This is a genomic window from Fusobacterium ulcerans ATCC 49185 (assembly GCF_900683735.1).
In the GTDB taxonomy this organism is placed as follows: Bacteria; Fusobacteriota; Fusobacteriia; order Fusobacteriales; family Fusobacteriaceae; genus Fusobacterium_A; species Fusobacterium_A ulcerans_A.
On record NZ_LR215979.1, the window covers coordinates 1376302 to 1394686 of the forward strand.

Sequence of the window (18385 nt, forward strand, 5' to 3'; positions counted from 1 at the left end):
TTTATTTTAGATTAGGTTCCCCTAATTTTTAGTTATTTCAAGTGTAAGATTTTTTACATCTCCATTAAAATTAATATGAAGGTGACAGTTATCTCCCTCTATATTTACAGATATATCATCCCCTGGCTGCAGTATAGAGTTTACACAGTCCTGATTAGAAAGCCATTTATTTTTTTGGCTTGTTGGTTTATTGCTAAAGAAATCTTTTATCTTATCCTCTTTGAAATCTGTTGTGATAAATCTCAAAACTCTTTCTATATATGTAGTTGCCACTGTTTTATACATAGGTTCAAATACCCCGTCTTCATTAGTAGCCAAAGTTCTTGCTTTATATACTGTTATGTTGTTTATAAGCTTTCCTCCATGCTGAACATTATCAGAAGAGAATATAAATCCAAAGTTGTTTCTGTTAATGCTGTCTTTAGTTGCAATAGTGTACCCAGTTATCTCTTTAGACATACTTGTTACTATTTTGAAACTATTGTCTTTTTCTTCTATGTTGATTCTTACTCCTGGCTCTTTCAAGTCTGTTTTCTTAAATCTCTTTCTCAGATATTCAGGACATTGCTGAGCCGCTGTTATTCCTGCTGCCACATAAGAACTTTCTATATATACTCCCTCTATCCAGAACTTAACTAATTCATTTTTATCAAATTCGGCTAGATTTGATTCTTCTGTCTTTAGTTTATAATCTAATATAACACTTGATTTTTCCTTTGGTATTATAGTGAAATTAGGTACACATGGGATAAGGAATTGTGAGAAATCTCTGTACTGAAGGTTTTTAGTTTTTTCCACATACTTACCTATTCCAGTAGTTGCCAGATTATTGAATGTAGTTTCATCGCTTCCTATTACACTGAAGAAACTTGCAACTTTATATTTAGCAAGGATGGACATAAGCACTTGAAGATTTTCATTTGTATTAACGCTCTTTTTCTGTACTTTAGTTGTTCCTTTAAATCTTTGTCTAATATTTTTAGCATTATCCACTTCATCAAGATTTATGCTTGGAATAATTCCATACCAGATAGTATTTTCAAAATCATTTTTCTGATTTACAGTATTTAAGTATAACTCTAATGCCTGTTTATTCTCCCCTTTTAAAAGCATTTCAAGTTTGTTGTTTACTACTAGTAAAGATGGTTTCATTCCATTAAGGTCTTTATCATACTGTTCAAAGAATACTTTTACTCCTAGAAGTTTTTCCATAAGAGGTTTTATAGTCTTTATAAAATCTTCCTGTGCTTCTTTGTAGAAAGTTAAATATTGATTGTAGTTTTTAACTTCTCTTTCCACATCTATTTCTTCTATTACTGTTGGAAGAGGAACAAAAGTTCTTACTACTAGATTTTTTACATAATCATTTGGCTCTTCATTTACTTCTTCAAAGTCATCTTCAAAGTATTGTGCCAAAAGTTGATTATGCTGATTAGAGGCTACTGTAAGAGCTGTGCTTTTTTTCGATTTTTCCTCAATGATTTTAAGCTCTCCATGCTCATCCATTGTAAGCATTCCTATTTTTATCTCTTCTGCTTTTCCACCATTTTCACTTTGTCCAATCAATACCCTTGTTTTTATGTCTTCTATTGCAAGAGGCAACATTCCAAGAATATTGTTATAGCTTTCCCCTGCTTTTGAAAAGGCAATATTTAATTTATCTGCATATTCAAGCTTTGTAGGATCTTCTTCTTCTAAAGATTCATACTTGTCATGAAGATAAGCTATCTCTTTTCTCAATTGTTTAATATCATCCATTACCTTTTTAGGAGAAAGCATATTTAAAATTTCTTTAAAATTAAAATCTACATTCTTGCTTCCATTAACTTTTTTACTGTCCAATAATGTTATTAACATTTTAAAAAATGTATTTTCCATATTTATTGGAATTTCAGTTATACAGTTATCAGGAATCCCATTAGGTTTTTCCAGACTGTATTTTACCTTTTGAGTAGCAGCATTGAAGAAGCTGTATACTTTAGGCTCAAATTTTGTTAGAAACTCATTAAAGTTTCTTATTAGAAGATGTTCATGGATTTCCCTTATTTTTTCATCATCTAAACTTGTTACATTGTTGCTGCTTCCCACAAGAGTCAATAAATCCAGTTTTTCACTGTTGATCTCCTCAAACAGAATTGTTCTGTTTGTTTGTTCAAAAATACTTTTAGACATATTCCACCTCTTTTTGTTTTATTTTAAATGTTTTATATTTTTAAATTCTATTTAGTTTTTATTATACCAATAATATATCATACCAGTCAAATATCATGTTTTATTTAAAGAAGTTATAATTTTCTAATTACGTTTTTAATCTTTTATCGGCACTTTTTAGATAGTTTGTTTGTTTTAAATTTGTCTTTTTAATCGAAAAAAATTTTTTTTAGTTATTTTATTATTAATTCATTATCTTTGTTTAAATCGAATATAAAATGAACTGTTATCAACCATACCACTTTACATATATTTTTTTATAAAAATCATATATTTTTTAAACTATACTTATTAAAAGTACAATTGTATTTATTTTTAAATCCTTTCATATAAAAACACTACTCTCTTCTTTGATTCAAATTATATAACTTTACTTTTATTAAATATTTTTAAAATTTCAGTAATAAAAAAAGAGTGACTAATTTTTTATTAAGTCACTCTCAGTTTTATTTAAATATTCATAAGTATCCCATTGTGAAATACTCTTTGATTTGATGAGCCTCTTAGTTTTAATCTCAAATCTTTTTTTTCTATTTCAAATTTTCCATCTATAAGATAATCTATAAGAGAAGTATCTATCCATTTTTCCACTTCTTCCTTCAAATATCCTGTCCATAGATAAACATTTTTATCAGTATTTTCTTTTATAAAGTGTATAAGTTTTATTACTTCATTTCTGTTTTCATAATATAGAGGATCTCCTCCTAAAAATGTAACATTTTTCCATCTTGATTTTAATATAATATCTTTTATTTCATCCATTGAATATTCTTTTCCTGCATTGTAATCCCATGTATTCCTTGAAAAACACCCAGGACATTTATGAGAACATCCAGCAAAATAAAGAGTCATTGTATATCCAGTCATGCTGTTTATAGGATCATTATTTACTATTGATATTATCCTCATATTACTTCACATGTATAGCTCTGTTTTTGATTTCTTTCATTCTTCCTTCCAGAGCATGAGTTATATTATAGTTTGATATATATCCACAGCAACGTCTTTGTATTTTCATTTTCATTCCATCTTCATTTCCACAATGAGGACATTTATAGCTGGCTGTTTTTTCATTATATGATATTTCTCCTGTATATCCACATTCATAACATACATCTGAAATAGTATTTACTGCAAAATATTCTATTCCTGCATCATGAGCATATTGAATAAGTTCTATTATAGCTTCGTTATTATATGTTTTTCCACCATTTTCTACATACATAATATTTCCACCATTGCAATATTTAATAAATGGTGCTTCTACATCTATTTTATCAAAAGAATCTATTGGCAGTTCTGATGAGAAATGGAATGAATTTGTATAATATTCTCTTTCTCTAAGCCACTCAGGCATTATATCTCCATAGTTTTCTACATCTTTGCTGAAAAATGTAGCTATAGAACTTTCTGCAGGAGTACCATATACAGATACAGGAAGTCCAGTTTCAATTTTTATATCATCAGCTTGTTTTCTAATAGCTTCCATTATAGCAATACCCATTTCATGCCCTTTTTCTGTAGATATGTTTTCCTTATCATCAGATAATATTCTTACAGCATCATCTAATCCAAGGAATCCATAAGATACAGAAGCTCTGTCAGTTTTCAATAATTCTTCTACAGTGTCATCTGGTTCTAATCTTGCTATTCCCCCATATTGGAATAAAATAGGAGCTTTTTTAGCTTGAAGATGTCTTACATTTTCAAATCTTGTTTGAATAGCTTTTTTCATAAGTTCTTTTCTTTTTTCAAGAATATTAAGGAATCTTTCTAATCTGTTCCCCTCTGCTCCTCCATAACGTTCATCCCTCAATACATCTAAAGCAATTTGAGGTACATTTAATGTTGCTACTCCATAGTTAAATCTTCCATAGTGCTGATACTCTCCAGCAACTTGATATTCATGATTTACTCTGCTACGACATCCCATTCTAGCATAATATTTTCCTGCATCATAATCATCTTTAGAATAGAATAAGATATCTGGATAATAAGTATTTGCTATACATTTAGATACTTCCTCTGTAATATAGAAATATTTATCTCCCTTTTTAAAGTTATATCCATCTACTACCATATAAGAAAGTTTTGGGAAAATAGCTGGTATATGTTTTTCTCCAAGTCCTGTTTGCCTTACTTTTAAATATGATAATATTATATGCTCAGATTCCCAAGATGTAGGAATATTAAAAGTAATTGTACTAAATGGAGTCTGACTTGCACTTCCTAATATGCTGTTAGTCTGATATTCAAATAATTGACATGCATCATAAATATCTTTTGCTGTTCTTTCCTTAGCTATTTGGAATTCAACAGATTTTTCAGAAGCAAGTTTTTTATTTCCTGAACTTATCTCTCCAAATTCTTTTTCTATATCTTCTTCTGTCATTCTTGAAATATTTGCTTCTGTAGATAATTTATCATTATAAGCTCTCATAAAATTTTTCTTAAAGTTTTTCTTTGCATATTCAGCAAATACTTCATTAAAGTTTGGCAGAGAAACTCCACCATATTGACTGGCAGAAATACTTGCCATTATCTGCATAGCAATATTCATAGCTGTACCTACAGAGTTTGGCTGGCAAACATCAGCATTAGTTATTCTAGTTCCATTTCTAAGCATATCTTCTATATTAAACAGACAACAGTTTGTAAGTTTAGTATCTACATCTGAATCATGCCAATGTATAGTTTTTTTTCTGTGAGCTGCCCATAATTCTTTATCTATATTTTTTTCAAGTATATATCTGAAATATTCTCCAGCAATCAAATCTCTTTGTACTGAAGGAAGCATAGAATTTTTATTGCTGTTTTCTCTGTCTCCTACATCTACTATATCAGTCATATGTCTAAATACACTATTAGCTTCTTTTAATCTTTGTTCAGCTCTTTGTGTCCTATATGTTTGGAAAGCTTTAGCCTGTTCAAATAATCCATTACTACATAAAGTATAAAAAACTATATCTTGTATAGCCTCCACTGACATTCTTGTATGTCCATTAATCTTTATTACTATGTCATCCATCATATGTTTAATGGTAACTTTATCTGTAAAATTTACTTCCTTATCTATTTTTTCTAAAACCTTTTCTATTTTTTCTTTATTAAAAGTCACAATAGAGCCATTTCTCTTAATTACTTCTATCTTATGCATTGTGTCTTTCCTCCCATATTTGTAATTGTTCCTCATCCATTATACTATATCTTGTGTTTTTTTCAAATATTTTCAATATATATTGTTCTTTGATAATATGTATATCATTTATCCACCTTGATTTTACTAACTTATCAGCATGTCAAAAAAAAAGAACTTGATTTTTTACTTCAAGTTCTTTCTTTATTTACCTGTTTTATATATTTTAACATATATTTTAATTATACATATTTTTTTCTAAATATCTTAAATAAATAATTATTTCCTACAAGAAAAAGTATATTTAAAAAGTCTAATTAAATTTTAGAAATTCAGAAATTAGAAAAATTTATGTAATTAATGAAATAAATAAAATATAAAAAACATTATATTTAAGTTTTAATAATTAAACATTGTTATTTACTGTAATTATTGAGATACAGCACCAATCATTCATTTTATTTTTATTTTATAAATAAAATTAATAATAAATATTTCTACTGGAAAATTCTGAAGTTATATTTTAGTTTCTATAATTATTTAAAGTTCTCTATATCTTCTTTCTATTATAGTACCTCTTTGTAAAACACTTTTTATTTCTGAAAGAAGTCTTTCCTTATCCTGAGGAAATGTACCTCCCAAGCTCAGATAGTTAGAAGCATGATTTGTTCTAAAGACAACAGGTGCTTTTACATTTATATTTTCTATTATTTTTTCTGTTTCTTTTAATATTTCTATTCCATCAGCTTTTTGAAATTCTCCTCTGAGGTATTCATTATGCAATTCTGTTCCTTCTTTTACTCTAAGAGTAAGAAGCCCTACAAAATCTGGTTCTATTTCACTTATTAATTCCCCAGTCTTAATGGCATGATCTGTCCAGTCTTTTTTTCCTAGAACTCCAACTATGAAAGTAACTGAAAGTAAGAAGCCTGCTTTTTTTGCTTTCCTGCATAGAGCAGCATGTTCAGCTGCAGTTACTCCTTTGTTAATCTTTTCCAGAACTTTATCATCTCCACTTTCCAGTCCTATATATAGTAATGAGATTCCACTTTCTCTTATTTTTTTAAGTTCCTCATCTGTTTTCAATTGTATAGACTTATGTGTAGCATAAGAAGATATTCTTTTACATTCAGGAAATATTTCTTTTATATATGCTAATATTTCTAAAAGCTTTTCTGTAGGTATTATCATTGCATCTCCATCAGCAAGGAATATCCTGTCAGCATATTTTACTTCTTTTCTGAAATATTCTATTTCTCTTTTTATCTGTTCTATAGGCTTTATAGAAAACTTTTTACTTTTATACATATCGCAAAAAGTACATTTATTGTGAGAACACCCAACTGTTACTTGAAGAATAAGGCTATAAGCTTCACTAGGAGGACGATACATATCCCCAATCCATACTTCACTTAAATTTTTTATCATAAGAATCACACCTCTTTTATTAGTTTTTTCTTTAAAATTGTTTCAGTTAATTTTTTTCAAATAATTTATATATTTCTATAATAGCATATTTTCCTAAATAGCAAACAGGTAATACTGTAAAGGCAAATAATAAATTTCCTCTAAACATATTTAAAGATATATCTAGTATAGGGATTAATCTTAGTATATAACCATAAAATAAATATCCTGGCAAAATTTTTCTAAAGTTAAATTTCATTTATCTTTCCAGCATTATATTTTTATAAAAATAAATTTTATTTTCCTTTAATAAAATTTTTTACTAAACAATAAGTCAATTTTAACTTATAATTTAAAATCAACTCAACAACAAGTTAAGAATAACTTATTCTAAAGATTATACTTTTTCTTCTTTCTTGCAATCATTGTTTGACTTGTTTTTAAAAATTCAGCTGCCTTATAAGTACTGCCATATTTTTTTAAAGCATATTTAATATATCTCTTTTCACATTCTTCTAAATATTCATTTAGAGATTGATCTTTAATTTCTGTTTCTTCATGAAAAACAATTTCACCCTCTTCATCATTTAAAGCTAAAGATGGTTTCTGCTCTATAAATAAAAGTGGAGCTATATTTGAAAGTTCAATAATTTCCCCTGTAATCATAATAAAGCTTCTTTCTACAAAATTTCTAAGTTCTCTAATATTTCCAGGCCAGTTATAGTTCAAGATGGCTTTAAGAGTTTTTTGAGAAAATATTTTAGTCTTATTATAGCTATTACAATAGTATTCTCTAAAATGTTCCACTAAAGGTAAAATATCTTCTTTTCTTTCACACAAAGGTGGGAGATAGATTGGAACAATATTTAACCTATAATATAAGTCTTCTCTGAATCTTTTTTCATGTACCATCTTCAGCAAATCTTCATTTGCAGCAGTAATCAATCTAAAATTAACTTTCCTAGTAACAGTAGAACCAATTCTGCTTATTGTTTTTGTTTCTATAGCTCTTAATATTTTTCCCTGCAATGCTAATGGCAAAGAATTTATTTCATCAAGAAAAAGTGTACTGTCATTAGCTGCTTCAAACAACCCTTTTTTCCCTTGTGAAGAAGCACCTGTAAATGCTCCTTTTTCGTAGCCAAATAATTCAGACTCCAGAAGGCTCTCAGGAAGAGAAGCACAGTTTATAATAATCATTTCTTTTGAAGCTCTTTGGCTTTTTTCATGAATATATTTGGCTAAAACCTCTTTTCCAGTTCCAGATTCCCCTAAAATTATTACAGTTGTATCAAGAGGAGCTAAAGTATCAGCCAGATTCATAATATTTTTCATAACAGGACTTTCAGCAATTATATTTTTTAATTTCTGATTCTCAATAGCAGGCAATTTTATAAAGGATCTTACTTCATTATGAATAGCTTCCTGATAAAGATAATTTATATTTTCAACAGGAATACAAAGTGCAATCACACATGCTATATTTCCATTCATATCTAAAATAGGGCTGGAAGCTACAATTTGTTTATAATGTTCATGTCCCTTTATTTCTACATCTTGAAACATCACTATTCTTTTTTTCAGTTTACAGACTTTTTCTGTAATGCAGATATTAATCTCCTTATTTTTCTTTAGACTATATACATTATATGCTAACAGCTTTTCTTTTGGTATTTTTACCATATTTACATAAACAGTATTGGCAAAAACATAGTTTCCAAGAGAATCAACAATATAGATTCCATAAGGAAGATTATCCAGAGCATTTTCTAAAAGTTCTCTTTGTATCATTGCACACCTCCCTCTCAGCTCTCTTAAAATTATAACACAAAAAGATTAAAAACTTAATTATAATATTTGGCATAGATATTGCTTATTATTAGGGCAAGGAAATAAATAAGGAGGTCAAGTATGAAAATAGCAATTTTGGGATGTGGAGCAATGGGAACTGTTATGGGGGCCTATATGACAAAGAATGGTTTAGATGTAGAAATGATTGACAACTACAAAGAACATGTGGATATGCTGAATAAAAATGGTGCTCATATTATTGGAAGTGTGGATATGCTGATACCTGTGAAAGCAATTACTCCAGAGGAAATGAAAGGAATATATGATATAGTCTTTCTTTTCACAAAGCAAACAGCAAATGATGTGGTTTTAAAAAATCTTCTTCCTCATTTAAATGAGAAAAGTACAGTGTGTACATTACAGAATGGGGTACCAGAACATTTTGTAGCAGAATATGTAGGAGAAAAAAGAACAGTAGGAGGAACAGTTCTGTGGGGAGCAACTTTTGTAGAGCCAGGAGTATCAGAGCTGACACAAGATATAACAAAAAATGATCATCTTTTTGAAATAGGGGAGATAGATGGTACTATAGGAGAAAGAATAAATAGGATAGCACAAGTATTGGGATATATGGGAAAGGCAAAAATTACTGACAGTTTAATGGCATCAAGATGGGGAAAGCTGATAAATAATGCTTGTATGAGTGGAATGTCTGCTGCATGTGGAGCAACATTTGGGGAGATTTTGAAGAATGAAAAATCAAGGGCCTGTCTGAGTTATCTAGCAAGAGAGGTAAAAAAATGCTGTGAAGCAGAAGGATATGAACTTCCAATTCTTTTAAATGAACAGGAACCTTTTTCATGCGACATAAAGGATCAAGAAATGTTTAATATTAATCAAAGAATGTTTTTAGAAATGTATAAGGATATGCACACAGCTAAAGCTAGTATGTTACAGGACCTAGAAAAAGGAAAGAAAACAGAAGTTCTCATGATAAATGGGTATGTAAGTTCAACAGGAGATAAACACAATATTCATACACCATTCAACGATACTGTTGTTGAAATAGTTAGTAAAATAGAGGATAAAATTCTTCCTCTTTCAATGGATAATTTAAAATATTTTAATGATGACCTATTCAACTATGAATATTACAAAGAAGAAAAATAGAATTAAAATTAGGAGGAAAGATGGATATATTATCTGTAATAGGTTTGATATTAGCAGTTGTAGTTTTAGTCATAGGAGCTTACAAAGGACTTGGAGCTCTTCCTTTGACACTTCTTGCTTCACTGGTTGTTATATTGTCAAGTAAAATTCCTATCTGGACTGGATTTTCTCAGTACTATATGAATGGATATACAAGTGCATATTTCAGTTATTTTTTACTATTCTGTAGTTCAGCACTATATGCAAAGCTGATGGATATTTCAGGATGTGCAACTTCTATAGGATATCAATTTATCGACTGGTTTGGAAAGAAAAGAGTGCTTTTAGTTTCAACTTTGATTATAAGTGTATTGACATATGGTGGTGTAAGCCTGTTTGTTGTTGTTTATGCAGTTGCACCTATTATGTTCTTATTATTTAAAGAGGCTAATCTTCCAAGACATTTGACAATGGCGTGTCTAATAACAGGATCAGCAACTTATACAATGACTTCCCTTCCAGGAACTACAGCTTTAACAAATGTTATCCCAACTCAATATTTGGGAACAACACTGACTGCTGCTCCTGTATTTGGGATTCTTGCTACTATAGCAATGTTTACAATGGCAATACTGTATATGGGATATGCAGAAAAACTGGCTAGAAAAAGAGGAGAAGTATGGAGTTATCCTGAAAATGCCGACCCTCTGCTTTATGAAATAAAAGACAGAAGCCAGCTTCCTTCAGTAACAATATCTTTTACACCACTTGTATCTCTTGTACTTATAATTATTATAGGAAGCAGATTTGTAGCAAACTCAACTATGCTGGCAGTACTTGGAATGCTTGTAGGAGCACTTTTAACATATGTTTTGAACATTGCAAGATTTAAAGATAAAAATATGAAAAATATTTTTACAACAGGTTTGGAAGGTGGAATAACAAGTATAGGTGGACTGGCAGGAGTTGTGGGGTTTGGAACAGTGGTTTCTAATTCAATAGCTTTTAAACATATAGTAAGCTGGGTACTAGGACTACAGCTAAATCCTTATGTTCAAGCAATTGTAGCTACAATGGTAGTATGTGCAGTTACAGGTTCTTCATCTGGTGGATTGAAAATTATGTATGATTCATTAGGAAAAACTTTCCTGTCATCAACTGCAAATCTTCCAGTTCTTCATAGGCTGTCATCAATTTCAGCTTCAGCATTGGATACACTTCCCCACTCACCAGGATTGTTTCTAATGTTTGCAGTATTGGGACTGAATCATAAAACTGCCTATAAGCATGTATTCGTATGCAGTATTGTGATTCCATCTATTGTAACAATAGTTTCTACAGTGATAATAGTAATATTCTTATAAAAATTAAGGAGGAATAATTTATGTCAGATTTAAAAAATAAAAGAGTAATAACAGCAGCAATAACAGGATCATGGCCTACAAGGGAACAGAATCCTAATTTATCTATAACACCTGAAGAGATAGCAAAAGATGTATATGAATGCTGGAAAGCTGGAGCTGCAATAGCTCATATCCACGTAAGAAATGATGATGGAACTCCATCAACTGACTTTGAAAAATATAAAGAAACAATTGAAAGAATAAGAGCCTATAAGGACTGTGATATCTGTCTTAATATAACAAGTTCAGGAAGTGTAGGATTCGGAGATGAGGAAAGAATATATCCTCTTCAAAAATTACTTCCAGAGATGGCCTCATATGATGCTGGAACTCTTAACTGGCAGCATCGTACAATTTTTGAAAATCATCCTCGTTTTTTAGAGAAATTAGGAAATGCTTTAATAGAAAGCAATATAAAACCAGAGATAGAAATTTTTGATGCAGGTATGATATATAATGCAATCTACTATATGAAAAAAGGAGTCTTAAAAGCTCCCTGTCATTTCCAGATAGTTTTAGGATGTCCTGGTGGAATGACAAGTACAGTTGAAAATCTTGTATTTCTTAAAAGTTTAATACCAGCAGGTTCAACATGGGCAGCTTGTGGAATAGGGTCAGGTCATATGCCTATCATGATGGCTGCAATAGCAATGGGGGCACATATCCGTATAGGTATGGAAGACAATGTAATGTGGCAGAAGGGAGTTCCTGCTGAATCAAATGCTCAGTTTGTAAAAAGAGCAAAAGAACTGTTAGAAATAAATGGATTGGAAGCAGCTACTCCTGATGAAGCTCGTCAGATATATGGGCTTACTAGAAAAGTTTTTTAAGGGGATGTTTCTATGGAATTTGAAAGTTTAAAAATTGGAATGAAGGAAAGTATCACTAAAACAATTACAGAAACAGATATCATTTTGTATTCTGGTATTAGTCTGGATTGCAACCCTGTGCATCTGAATAAAATATATGCTGAAACTTCAAGATTTAAAAAGAGAATAGCTCATGGAATGCTTACAGCAGGATTGATATCCGCTGTATTGGGAACAAAACTTCCTGGAGAGGGAACAATTTATCTGGAACAGAATCTGAAATTTAAACAGCCAGTCTATTTAGAGGATACAATTACTGCCACTTGTGAAATTATAGATATTATAGAAGAACAAAGAAAAATAATTCTTTCAACAACTTGTATTAATCAAGATGGAAAAATTATTTTAACAGGTGAAGCAAAAGTCATGAAATAAATCTTTGTATAGAAGAAAGATAGTTTTTTCAGCAAATAATTTGGATGATATAAATTTTAAACAGCCAAAGCTCTAAACTTAATGAGCTGAGGCTGTTTAATTTATTTTTTTATAAGAATGCTTTACTCTCTATTATATCCTTTTTTCCATATTAAAAATTCTTATTTTTCCTCTTCTTTATTTATCTAGTATTTCAGAAAGTGTATTTTTGAATATTATTTTTAAGACACTTGCTGGTATAGCCTGATTACAATAAATTTGCAGCATACCTTTAGGAGTGACTTTAAATTCTTGCAATTTATTTTTATTTTCTATAATAGCTGCTGCTTCAATATTTATATGATCTTTAAATGGAATAAGACGAATAAACCTCTTTCCAATATAATAACTGGGAATTCCTGCCCATAATTTCTCTTCAATATCATATGAAGCACTTTGAAGAATAAGTATCCTTAATTCATAAAAAAGTTTTTGTATCTCATTACTATATTTCATAATATAATTTTGAATATCTTTATTCATGCTTTTCCCCCTAAATTAACTATAATAAATTTTATTATATAAATTTTCCCTTTAATTAAAATTGTATTTCTAAATATTTTTTACTCTGTATCTTTTCTTACATAATTTTAACATATATTATATCATACTTTCTATTTATAAAAATTTTTGCAGAGTTTATATTATAATATTTTTTCTGATATTTTTCTCAATCATTCAAATAAAATAGCATTTATGAAAAAATATATTTTTATTTGATTTTTTTTAATAAATAAAAAATAATCATTCTTTTGATTTTTTTGGTTTTTATGATACACTATAAATAGTATATTCAATATACAGCATGTAAAGATTAAAATATTTTAATAAAAAGGGGGTGTATTATTATTGAATCAATATTCTTGTTTTGTTATGGATGACGGCTATTCTAGTATAAATATTAAGGGTTATACTAAAAAAGTTGGGTTGCAGGTTGAAAAAAACAATAAAAATGAATATAAAATTTTAAATGAAGAGTTATTATTCACTGTTGTCAATCCTCACCTTATTCCAGAACATAAAGTAGAAGATAAAATCTTTTTAATGTATGATGAAGAACTTTGTAATATAAAATATACAGTTACATATGATGTTTCATCAGATAAAACTACTTTAGAGTTCTTCTTATAATTTATTTATTATTAAAAACCAATAGTTCTATAAGTTTTTTACTTCAAAATAATAAAAAAGTAAAACTTAAAACACTGTATTTATTCAGTGCTTTTTTATTTGCTTTATATTATTTAAAATTTTCAACTTATCTTAACAAAATAATAAAAGGAGAATTCAAGTTAATGAATTTCTCCTTTTATTATATATAAAACTTTAAAATAGGCTTTAATTTGAAACTATACTTTTATTTTTCTTCCTATTTTCATTTCTTTTCTCCATTGAGGAATTTCTCCATCTTCTCCCCAATATTCATCTAGTTTCTTTATTTTTCCATTTTCAAAATCAAAAAATGAAGTTGCATGAAATGAAATTTTTTCTTTTTCTAGAGATACCTTTACAACTGATATAACCAAATTATTTATTTCTTCTATTCTCTCTATTTTTATTTTCCAGTTTCCTGGATAAAATTCATTTATTTTTACAAATTCATCTGGTGTAAATGATTCATTTGTATCATGCCAGTTTATTTCTGCTCCTATTGAAAAATATTTACTTAATTCATTCCAATTTTGTTTATCCATCTCATTCCAAAATTCAACAATTATATTTTTCATAAAAAAACAACCTCCTATTATCATATATCATTCAATAATCAAAATTTTATATTAAAGTAAAATTCTCTAAAAATTTATTTTTTAAATTTAATATAAATTTTTATTTATAGAGAGATTTATTAGATCTATTATATAATTCTATTTCTGCAAAAATATCCTTAGCATCTTTTAATATCATCAACATAAGAGTATCTTTATTTTTATACTCTTCTTTTTTTGCAATAACTTCTTCTTTTGTATTTAATGCCCTTATCATTTCAATTTTTTTATCTGCTGATTTTTCATTGAAGTATTCAACAGTTAATTCATGAAAAGTTTTTCCAGATAGAATATTATTAATTAAAATTTCTTCCTGAATCCTTTTATATTCTTCTTCTTTCTTTTTTATTTCTTCTATTTTTATTCTTCTTTCTTCTGCTTTTTCTCTAAGCCCCTCTTTCATATTGGCTATAACAGCTGTTCCAGTTCCAGAAAGAAGAAGCATTCTTACATATCCTCCTGAGATTTCTGAATAACTAATCCTAAATCCTATTATTGCATCAGCACCTAAGGATTTTGCTTTTTTTTCTAATCTTTTATTTAATAACTTTTCTGCTCTCATCAGAGTTTCACAATATACAGATGATTCTCCTCCAACATCAAAATTTGGTATTAAAAGTACATTTCTAAAACCATCTACTCCAAAAGTTACAGTTTCAGAAATATATCCTAGATATTCTTCTATGTCATAGCCTATTAAGTTTTCTGTTGTTGTTATAAGCAATTTCTCCCCCTGCAAAAATTTAATGTCACTTGTTTTATTATAGCATAAATTTATTAATAAAAAGAATTAAAATACTAAGAAAAATTATGAAAAATATGATATATTATATAGACTGATACACAATAAAAGGAGTTAAATAATGAAGATTTTAATAGATGCAGATGCCTGCCCTGTAGTAGAATTAACTATAGAAACAGGTAAAAAATTTGGTGTAAAAACCATTATATTTTGTGATGAAGCTCATAAAATAGATAAATCTGGAGCTGAAACTGTCTATGTTTCTCAAGGAAATGATTCAGTGGATTTTGTTCTTTTAAGAAATACAGAAGCAAATGACATAGTTGTCACTCAGGATTTTGGGTTAGCTTCAATGGTACTTGCTAAAAAAGCTGCTGCCCTCAATCAAAATGGATTAATCTACAATCAATTTAATATTGATCAACTGCTGTTTACCAGACACATATCAAAGAAAATAAGGAATAATGGGGGAAGGACAAAAGGTCCTAAAAAAAGAGAAAAAAGTGATGATGAGAATTTTGAAAAAAATCTTATAACTCTTTTAAAAAAATCGGAGGGGATTAGATGACACATCAGGAAAAAGAATTCAGAGATGGAAATATATTATCTCTGCTCATTCGTTTTTCTATACCTGCAACTTTTGCTATACTTATAGGAATAATATACAATGTGACAGACAGATATTATATAGGTCAAGCTGTAGGAAGAAATGGAATTTCTGCTCTTGCTGTTACTTTTCCTATATTACTCGTCCTGAGTGCCACAGGAGTTCTCTTTAGTATAGGTGGATGTGCCCTTGCTGGTATAAAAATGGGAGAAGAGAAGATTGAAGACGCAAGAAAAGTTCTTGGTACATGCTTCTTTGCATTAATTACTATTGGAGCAGTATATACTATATTTGGCATGCTTTTTCTTGAAGAAATAGTTTCTTTTATGGGAGCTACAGAAAATAGTTTTGCCTATGCTGTTGAATATAATAAATACCTGTTTCCAGTTACTATATTCCAATTGATTTATATCACTTACTGTTCATTTGTAAGATTGGAAGGAAGACCTATGGAATCTATGATTATCAATCTTGCCAGTGCCATAGTTAATATAGTTCTGGATTATATCCTTATTATGAGATATGGTATGGGAATGAAGGGAGCTGCGATAGCTACTGCCATTGCTAATGTTGTTCCTGGAATTATCCTCATATATCATTTCCTGGAAAGTGACATACTTACTTTAAAAATGAAATATATAAGATATAATCATGACCTTCTGAAAAAAGTTTTCTACATAGGAAATTCAGGATTTCTTAATCAATTCCTAAATGGAGCTTATGTATATGTATTGAATATACAGCTTGCAAAGTATGGTGGAGATATTGCACTAGCTGGAATGGGAATACTTTCATTGCTGAGAACTTGTATAAACACTGGATATATGGGATTAAATCAAGGAAGACAACCTCTTCTCTCATATAACTGGGGAGCCAAAAACTATGAAAGGGTGAAAAAGATATTCTATTCATCAATAACACTAACTGCAATAATTTCAATTTTCCTTTTATTTGCAGTAATAGTAAATGCCCATACTGTTGTCAATTTCTTTGTAAAAAATGATCTTGAGCTTACAGAGTATACTATAAGAGGAACATATATACATCTTGGCTTGATGATAAGTACTGCAATCTATCTTTCATGTACAAATTATTTTCAGGCTGTGGGAAAAGGTATGATAACTACAAGATTCATCATATTGAGATTAGCTGTTTTATCTATTCCTCTTACTTATATTCTCCCTATCTTCTGGGGAGCAGATGGAGTATTGATGAGTTTTCCAGCAGCAGATACTATCTGCTGCATAGGAGCAGCTTATGTTATGTGGAAAGAACTAAAACTTCTAACTAAAAAAGCTGAAAAGCAAAAGCGTTATAATTAGTAGAAAAGCTGTCTTTTGACAGTTTTTCTGCTGTTAAATAATAAGTGAAAATAAGACAGAAAAAGAAATTGAAAAAGGATTAGGGAAGAATAGTGATAAAATTTTATTTTATATGGTAGCCAATCATATTCAGAAACTACATTATATTCATACTAAACCAAGATAGCTACCATAGTATATAATAATTGTTAAGATTTTTTAATTAATATTTACATGCTTAGAAACTCTCAATCTTATATTTTTTTTAGGATAAATTTCTATTATTTCTTTTGTTTGAGGATTTGCTATTTTTTTAGGTTTCTTTTCTACTATTTCAAATACTCCTTTTTCCATCAGTTTAACCTGTCCATCTATTAATAAGGCTTTTTCTAATATTCTTAAAAAAACCTCAATATTTTTTGTTGCAGTTTCCAAAGTAATATCCTCTTTACAGAGTTCCTTATAAAGTTTTACAAACTTTCTTTTATCCATTATTTCCTCCTTCATTGTTTATTCTCGCTCTCAGAGCGTTTCCACATTTAAAAGCCATAACTTTTTTAGGTAATGTATAAAATATTCCCTCTTTAGCTGGAGTTTTAACCTTTCTTGATTTTACTTCTTTTACTTCAAACTTACCCCAATCTTTAAACATAACTTTTCCATCCTGTTTTAAAGCTTCTATCAGCACAGACCAAAAAAAATCTATTTCTCTTTTTGCCTCTTCATAATTTTTTAAATTTTTTTCCTTTTTATATAGTTTAATGAAATTTTTCTCTTTCATAAATTTTCCCCCTTTAAATTTAAAAACTATTTTTACTCTTCTTGAATGTTCTATTTTCAAACACATTATTACAAGTAATTAAAATACTTATTTTTTATTCTTTAAATCTATTTTTTAGATTAAGCACACTTTTTTTATCATCATATAATATCAATAATTATTTTGTCAATACTTTTTTTGATAAAATACATATATAACTATTTTACTTAAATTATAAAAGTATTTTTATTATATTATTTTGATATATTTTTTTATTTATTTTTTTTGTATATAAATTTATATAATCAAATTACTTATCAAGTAATTATTTTTTTAATTTGTATCATAATTAAAATATTATTTAAATATATATAGATTTTAAAATTATGTTTTGATGCTAAAAATTCAAAGTAATATTTTTCTTTTCTTTAAGTAAAATTTTTAAAAAGCTAACATAGCATAAAATTAAAACCTTATTAATAGAAATAAAAAAATCTTTAAAAATATTGCTAAATATAATAAAAAGTTCTCTATGGAAAATTCAAAGAATATTATAAAATTTATTCTTTACAATAAAAATAATTCTAATATTACTTTTTATCTTCTTTAAGAATAAACATTTTTTCTAATTTTTTAAATTTCCAAATTTCTTTTAAAACTTTTATGTTCATTAATCTTTTTAATATTATAGAAAATGTGAATTTTCAGAAATATTTTCAAGAATTTTCTTATTTCAAAAAGATAAATAAATTTTTTCTATGATAATTTACTCTAAAAAAATTTCTGTTTCTAAGCAATTAAAAAGAGGCTGTTTTAATTTACAGCCCCT

17 protein-coding genes are annotated in these 18385 nt (G+C 28.3%); 7 read left to right on the top strand and 10 right to left on the bottom strand.

The genetic code is table 11. The features are described from left to right. Positions 1-21: 21 nt before the first annotated feature. From E0E45_RS06215 to E0E45_RS06240, 5 genes are all read right to left on the bottom strand, one after another. Positions 22-2172, bottom strand: a complete 2151-nt coding sequence (locus tag E0E45_RS06215) for a transcriptional regulator (RefSeq protein ID WP_130890370.1) — start codon at positions 2170-2172, stop codon at positions 22-24. 489 nt (positions 2173-2661) lie between these two features. Further along, positions 2662-3120 carry an anaerobic ribonucleoside-triphosphate reductase activating protein gene (gene nrdG / locus E0E45_RS06220; protein ID WP_130890371.1) on the bottom strand — a complete coding sequence of 153 codons (459 nt, stop codon included), beginning with the start codon at positions 3118-3120 and terminating at the stop codon, positions 2662-2664. 1 nt (position 3121) lies between these two features. After that, complete coding sequence (gene nrdD, locus E0E45_RS06225) at positions 3122-5368, bottom strand: anaerobic ribonucleoside-triphosphate reductase (protein WP_130890372.1); 2247 nt, start codon at positions 5366-5368, stop codon at positions 3122-3124. Positions 5369-5887: 519 nt separating this feature from the next. Next, on the bottom strand, positions 5888-6775 hold the full coding sequence (locus tag E0E45_RS06230) for a radical SAM protein (protein WP_130890373.1): 888 nt from the start codon (positions 6773-6775) through the stop codon (positions 5888-5890). A 369-nt stretch (positions 6776-7144) separates the two neighbouring features. Continuing rightward, on the bottom strand, positions 7145-8545 hold the full coding sequence (locus E0E45_RS06240; protein WP_130890374.1) for a sigma-54 interaction domain-containing protein: 1401 nt from the start codon (positions 8543-8545) through the stop codon (positions 7145-7147). Between the two features lie 120 nt (positions 8546-8665). Here E0E45_RS06240 and E0E45_RS06245 point away from each other — a divergent pair, with 120 nt between their 5' ends. Genes E0E45_RS06245 through E0E45_RS06260 form a run of 4 tightly spaced genes read left to right on the top strand, consistent with a single transcriptional unit; the run spans position 8666 to position 12341 of the window. Beyond that, a complete protein-coding gene (locus E0E45_RS06245) occupies positions 8666-9715 on the top strand; it encodes a ketopantoate reductase family protein (protein ID WP_130890375.1) in 1050 nt (349 codons plus the stop codon). 20 nt (positions 9716-9735) lie between these two features. Next, a complete protein-coding gene (locus E0E45_RS06250; protein ID WP_130890376.1) occupies positions 9736-11058 on the top strand; it encodes a GntP family permease in 1323 nt (440 codons plus the stop codon). A gap of 20 nt (positions 11059-11078) precedes the next feature. Continuing rightward, complete coding sequence (locus E0E45_RS06255) at positions 11079-11927, top strand: 3-keto-5-aminohexanoate cleavage protein (RefSeq protein WP_130890377.1); 849 nt, start codon at positions 11079-11081, stop codon at positions 11925-11927. A 12-nt stretch (positions 11928-11939) separates the two neighbouring features. Next, the gene (locus E0E45_RS06260) at positions 11940-12341 is read left to right on the top strand and encodes a MaoC family dehydratase (RefSeq protein ID WP_130890378.1); all 402 of its coding nucleotides are present in this window, start codon (positions 11940-11942) and stop codon (positions 12339-12341) included. 177 nt (positions 12342-12518) lie between these two features. On the opposite strand, the gene E0E45_RS06265 is transcribed toward E0E45_RS06260, so the two are convergent. Further along, positions 12519-12863 (bottom strand): DUF1801 domain-containing protein, encoded by a 345-nt coding sequence (locus tag E0E45_RS06265; RefSeq protein WP_130890379.1) that lies wholly within the window; start codon positions 12861-12863, stop codon positions 12519-12521. Between the two features lie 366 nt (positions 12864-13229). On the opposite strand from E0E45_RS06265, the gene E0E45_RS06270 reads away from it, so the two are divergent. Then, the gene (locus tag E0E45_RS06270) at positions 13230-13511 is read left to right on the top strand and encodes a hypothetical protein (RefSeq protein ID WP_130890380.1); all 282 of its coding nucleotides are present in this window, start codon (positions 13230-13232) and stop codon (positions 13509-13511) included. Between the two features lie 218 nt (positions 13512-13729). On the opposite strand, the gene E0E45_RS06275 is transcribed toward E0E45_RS06270, so the two are convergent. Continuing rightward, entirely contained in the window at positions 13730-14107 is a 378-nt protein-coding gene (locus tag E0E45_RS06275; RefSeq protein ID WP_130890381.1) for a nuclear transport factor 2 family protein, read from the bottom strand. Between the two features lie 100 nt (positions 14108-14207). Beyond that, a complete protein-coding gene (locus E0E45_RS06280; RefSeq protein WP_130890382.1) occupies positions 14208-14870 on the bottom strand; it encodes a heavy metal-binding domain-containing protein in 663 nt (220 codons plus the stop codon). Between the two features lie 139 nt (positions 14871-15009). Here E0E45_RS06280 and E0E45_RS06285 point away from each other — a divergent pair, with 139 nt between their 5' ends. Further along, positions 15010-15456, top strand: coding sequence for a YaiI/YqxD family protein (locus E0E45_RS06285; RefSeq protein ID WP_130890383.1), 447 nt, complete (start codon positions 15010-15012; stop codon positions 15454-15456). Continuing rightward, positions 15453-16817, top strand: coding sequence for an MATE family efflux transporter (locus E0E45_RS06290; RefSeq protein WP_130890384.1), 1365 nt, complete (start codon positions 15453-15455; stop codon positions 16815-16817). Before E0E45_RS06285 ends, E0E45_RS06290 begins: the two co-directional genes overlap by 4 nt. A 198-nt stretch (positions 16818-17015) precedes the next feature. Here the strand turns inward: E0E45_RS06290 and E0E45_RS06295 are convergent, their stop codons facing one another. Then, a complete protein-coding gene (locus E0E45_RS06295; protein WP_130890385.1) occupies positions 17016-17288 on the bottom strand; it encodes an HU family DNA-binding protein in 273 nt (90 codons plus the stop codon). Beyond that, positions 17281-17577, bottom strand: a complete 297-nt coding sequence (locus tag E0E45_RS06300) for an HU family DNA-binding protein (protein ID WP_130890386.1) — start codon at positions 17575-17577, stop codon at positions 17281-17283. Before E0E45_RS06300 ends, E0E45_RS06295 begins: the two co-directional genes overlap by 8 nt. Positions 17578-18385: the final 808 nt, after the last annotated feature.

Bases quoted from the DNA above. Each gene is read 5' to 3' on its own strand.
- E0E45_RS06240 (WP_130890374.1), bottom strand. From the start codon at position 8,545: ATGATACAAAGAGAACTTTTAGAAAATGCTCTGGATAATCTTCCTTAT.
- E0E45_RS06255 (WP_130890377.1), top strand. From the start codon at position 11,079: ATGTCAGATTTAAAAAATAAAAGAGTAATAACAGCAGCAATAACAGGA.
- E0E45_RS06295 (WP_130890385.1), bottom strand. From the start codon at position 17,288: ATGGATAAAAGAAAGTTTGTAAAACTTTATAAGGAACTCTGTAAAGAG.
- E0E45_RS06250 (WP_130890376.1), top strand. From the start codon at position 9,736: ATGGATATATTATCTGTAATAGGTTTGATATTAGCAGTTGTAGTTTTA.
- E0E45_RS06300 (WP_130890386.1), bottom strand. From the start codon at position 17,577: ATGAAAGAGAAAAATTTCATTAAACTATATAAAAAGGAAAAAAATTTA.
- E0E45_RS06285 (WP_130890383.1), top strand. From the start codon at position 15,010: ATGAAGATTTTAATAGATGCAGATGCCTGCCCTGTAGTAGAATTAACT.
- E0E45_RS06230 (WP_130890373.1), bottom strand. From the start codon at position 6,775: ATGATAAAAAATTTAAGTGAAGTATGGATTGGGGATATGTATCGTCCT.
- E0E45_RS06215 (WP_130890370.1), bottom strand. From the start codon at position 2,172: ATGTCTAAAAGTATTTTTGAACAAACAAACAGAACAATTCTGTTTGAG.
- E0E45_RS06290 (WP_130890384.1), top strand. From the start codon at position 15,453: ATGACACATCAGGAAAAAGAATTCAGAGATGGAAATATATTATCTCTG.
- E0E45_RS06275 (WP_130890381.1), bottom strand. From the start codon at position 14,107: ATGAAAAATATAATTGTTGAATTTTGGAATGAGATGGATAAACAAAAT.
- E0E45_RS06260 (WP_130890378.1), top strand. From the start codon at position 11,940: ATGGAATTTGAAAGTTTAAAAATTGGAATGAAGGAAAGTATCACTAAA.
- nrdD (WP_130890372.1), bottom strand. From the start codon at position 5,368: ATGCATAAGATAGAAGTAATTAAGAGAAATGGCTCTATTGTGACTTTT.
- E0E45_RS06265 (WP_130890379.1), bottom strand. From the start codon at position 12,863: ATGAATAAAGATATTCAAAATTATATTATGAAATATAGTAATGAGATA.
- E0E45_RS06245 (WP_130890375.1), top strand. From the start codon at position 8,666: ATGAAAATAGCAATTTTGGGATGTGGAGCAATGGGAACTGTTATGGGG.
- nrdG (WP_130890371.1), bottom strand. From the start codon at position 3,120: ATGAGGATAATATCAATAGTAAATAATGATCCTATAAACAGCATGACT.